Origin of the sequence: Chthonomonas sp. (assembly GCF_035294505.1) — a bacterium.
Lineage (GTDB): Bacteria > Armatimonadota > Chthonomonadetes > Chthonomonadales > Chthonomonadaceae > Chthonomonas.
Genome location: NZ_DATGKU010000142.1, coordinates 1 through 3,511, shown reverse-complemented (window position 1 = coordinate 3,511; position 3,511 = coordinate 1). Strand labels below are relative to the sequence as shown.

General features: G+C 55.4%; 3 protein-coding genes. 2 read left to right on the top strand and 1 reads right to left on the bottom strand.

The window, feature by feature from the left end; translation table 11 throughout:
• Positions 1 to 66 precede the first annotated feature (66 nt).
• Positions 67 to 489, top strand: a complete 423-nt coding sequence (locus tag VKV18_RS08185) for a transposase (protein WP_324203718.1) — start codon at positions 67 to 69, stop codon at positions 487 to 489.
• Here VKV18_RS08185 and VKV18_RS08180 read toward each other — a convergent pair.
• Complete coding sequence (locus VKV18_RS08180; RefSeq protein WP_324203717.1) at positions 486 to 1,844, bottom strand: Gfo/Idh/MocA family oxidoreductase; 1,359 nt, start codon at positions 1,842 to 1,844, stop codon at positions 486 to 488. The two genes, VKV18_RS08185 and VKV18_RS08180, sit on opposite strands and share 4 nt — an antisense overlap.
• 1,046 nt (positions 1,845 to 2,890) lie before the next feature.
• Between VKV18_RS08180 and VKV18_RS08175 the strand changes: the two genes are divergently transcribed.
• Positions 2,891 to 3,511: tetratricopeptide repeat protein (locus tag VKV18_RS08175; protein ID WP_324203719.1), on the top strand; the 621-nt coding region annotated here is incomplete at its 3' end.

Sequence of the window (3,511 nt, the reverse complement as noted above, 5' to 3'; positions counted from 1 at the left end):
CGCGTTCGTATTGGGTGCGCCTTCAAGACGGCTGTGCCTCTCTGACCACCACACAAGGGCGCGTTTGTGTTACCTTCCGCCTGTGCGACTACTATACCCGTAGTGCAATCGCGAAAGGCACTCGCTCTGGAAGACCTCCGTACCCTTCGGGACAGAGCAGATACGGTTTCTCGCGAAATGCGATGGCTACTCGGTAACTGGGCGTTCCTGCAACTGCGTCAACTTATCGTCTATAAAGCCGAGGCGGCAGGAGTGCCCGTTGTGTTGGTTGACCCGCGCAACTCGTCTCGCACCTGTTGTGTATGCGGCTACTGCGCCAAAGCCAATCGCAAGAGCCAGAGCAGCTTTCGATGTCAGCAGTGTGGCTTTGAGGCGAATGCCGACTTCAATGCGGCGCGAAACCTCAAAGTACGGGGCGAATGTTCAGACGCCCTATTGTGTCGGTTGGCGGGTCACGCTTCCAACCAGGCGCAAGCCCCTGTGCTTTAGCCAGGGGTATCTGATGCTTCTTTCACCACGGGGAGTTTCCACGGGGCGCGATAGGGTGGCATGAGCAGATGGTTGGCCTCACGATCACCGATGACCTCAAACTTGGTGTTATCCCAGTGGATTTTGCGGTTAGCATAAAGAGACGTATGCGCCAGATTCAAGGCCAGATGAAGAGGCAGATGCGCCTCGAAATTGCAGGAAGGCTGCTGGCGCGTTTTGATGCAATCTATAAACTCGCGCCAATGCCCCGGAGAGGGCGGCACTACCACAGGATAGTCCGTGCGCTCGACCGGTTTGCCGTTTTTATCTATAACCTGGCAGAGATCGTAGTTGGCGATAAGGGTAGCATCTTTTCCGTGGAAAATAATGCCCAACTGACGATAAGGCCCCATCTCTCCTACTCCGAAATTGAACCGGCTCTGCTGCATGAGCACCCATGTCATGTTCATGTTGGGATACTCCCAGATCACATGCAAGGTGTCGGGCACATCGGCGATGCTGGTCGTAGCAAACCGCCCTCCACTGGCAGAAACGGCCAGCGGAGCACCCAGTTCAAGCGCCCACACGGGCAGATCAACGATGTGGGGGCCTAGCTCATGAAGCCAACTGTTCACATAGTCCTTAAAGTAGCGATGCATGCCATCGCGAAAGCGCCCGATATTGAACGGAACTTTGGGTGCCGGCCCCAGCCAGAAATCCCAATCCAGACCCGGCAGCGGCTCGCTATCGGCAGGATGATCGAGGCCCTCCGAATCGTCGTTCATGGTGCAGATGTTGGTCACTGCCGTAATCGGCCCCAAAGCGCCGGAACGAACGATGTTAACGCACCGATGATAGTTCTCCGTGGCGTGAATCTGGGTACCGACTTGGGTCACGCGTTTGTAGACGCGCGCGGCACGTGCCATCATCAGCGCCTCCATGGGGTATCGGCTCATCGGCTTCTCGCAATAAACGTCCTTACCGGCTTCACAGGCTAAAATGGAGATAATGGCATGCCAATGCGGCGGGGTGGCCACCACTACAGCATCTATATCCTTCTGCTCCAGCAGCTTTCGAAAGTCATGATAGGCCTTCGCTTTCCCGTCGGTAAACTTCACGGCGCGATCAACATACGGCTGATACACATCGCAGACAGCTCCTATCTCAACATCCTCCATCTGCCCAAACGTCTGCATGTGAGCGCCATAGCCGCGCCCCGCCACCCCGATAAAGCCCAACACCACCTTATCGTTGGCGGAGAACCGCTTGCGTTTCGGCGCCGCTTTCACTTCGGCGGTCGCCCCTAGCGCGGTTGCTGCAACGGCCCCACCGGTAGTCTGCAAAAACTTACGTCGGCTGATCTCTTCCTTCTTCATAGCGTTCTCCCAATTAGGAATCCAGAATACTGCCGATAACTTCCTCATCAGCTCCCCTCTTTCCTGCTTCCCTTGTTCAAACCATGCCCAAAGAGAACATAGGGTCTGATCCCCGTTTCTTCAAGGCCGACTAGGGGTTCCCCAGAAAATCGCAAGATTTCTGGGGGCAGGGCGCCCTCCCCCTCAAGGCCGGTGGGAATGGAAACTTAAGATTTCTCGCCTTCGGCTCGAAATGACAGGCGTCTATCTCATCGGCTCTTCAAGACCGATATAGGGGTCCCTAGTAAATCGCAAGATTTCCGAGGCAGGGCGCCCTCCCCCTCAAGGCCGGTGGGAATGGAAACTTAAGATTTCTCGCCTTCGGCTCGAAATGACAGTTGCCGTCGGCTCTGCAAGCCCCCACCCTCCCGCCCCTCAAGGCCGACTAGGGGTTCCCAGAAAATCGCAAGATTTTCTGGGGTAGGGCGCCCTTCCCCTCCCCCTATCAGGGAGAGGGGCACCTCGCGGTGGGCGTCCTCGCGGACGGCACCTTTGCGGCCAGAAAGGTTGTCTTAAACGCCTCTTTCTCTGGCCGCTGCATCGCCGTGCGCTAGCACCTCCCGAATCGGGGGAAAGGACGGGATAGGGGGCGAGCAAGGTAGGCTTGCTTTGCTGACTTGCTCTAGAACCACGAGCTTGGCAGTCTCTGCAGCCCCCACCCCATCTCTCTGAACCGTGAAGGAATTGAAACTTAAGATTTCTCGCCTTCGGCTCGAAATGACAGTTGTTCATCTCGCCTTTGGCTTGAAATGACAGGCGTCTATCTCACCGGTTCTTCAAGGCCGACGCCCTTCCCCTCATTTGAGATGACATGGTTTCTGCGCGCATATCTCTATGAATGTCATTGGCAACTCTATTTCTCAGCACAAAAAAACACCTTGCGGTGACCTCGGAACTTAGACTATAATTTAGCCGAGCGCGCGAGGCCGCACAGCTTCGTAAAACAATACTTTACAGAAAAAGACACCTCTGTTATACAGCAAAGAATGGAGTCTCTTTTGTCCCTTATGTCTCAACGGACACGGTTTGGCCTGCTATGCCTCGTTGGCATCGTCTGGTTTTGTGGCTGTTCCCGTACTCCCCATGCTTCCTATCTTCAACAGGTCTCCGATTTCACCATCGGTAGCGTCGCCCTGCAGGTGGCAGATAACGGTGGCCATGACAAAAAATATCTCAAATTGGCCAGCGAAATCGCGCCGCAAGAGCCTGCCGTATGGGCAGACCTCGGCCTTATGGAGTTGCGTGCCTCACCGCCTAACTATCAAAAGGCCGCGCAATACCTTCAAAAGGCCGAACAACTCGATCCCAACAGCAGCGCTATTCAGCGGTTGCTCGGCCTACTTGCGTTTCAACAGGGCAAAATCGGCGAGGCCATTCAGTACTACCAAAGGGCCGTTCAACTGAACCCAAACGACCTTCGTGCCCGCTATGAACTTGCCTACAGTTACGACCAACTCGGCACGCCGGCAGGGCTTCAACAGGAACTACAGCAGCTTAAAGCCATTTTGCAACAACGCCCCGATAACCTTTTCGCCCAGTTGCAACTTCTGCAGGTGGCCGCACGTCAAGGAGATGTTGCCACCCTTAAGCAGGCGCTCGCCATGCTGCAGGCAAGAACCACCACCTTT

What these genes read in the sequence shown, in the direction of transcription:
- VKV18_RS08180 (WP_324203717.1), bottom strand. Translation starts at nt 1,844, where the DNA reads ATGAAGAAGGAAGAGATCAGCCGACGTAAGTTTTTGCAGACTACCGGT.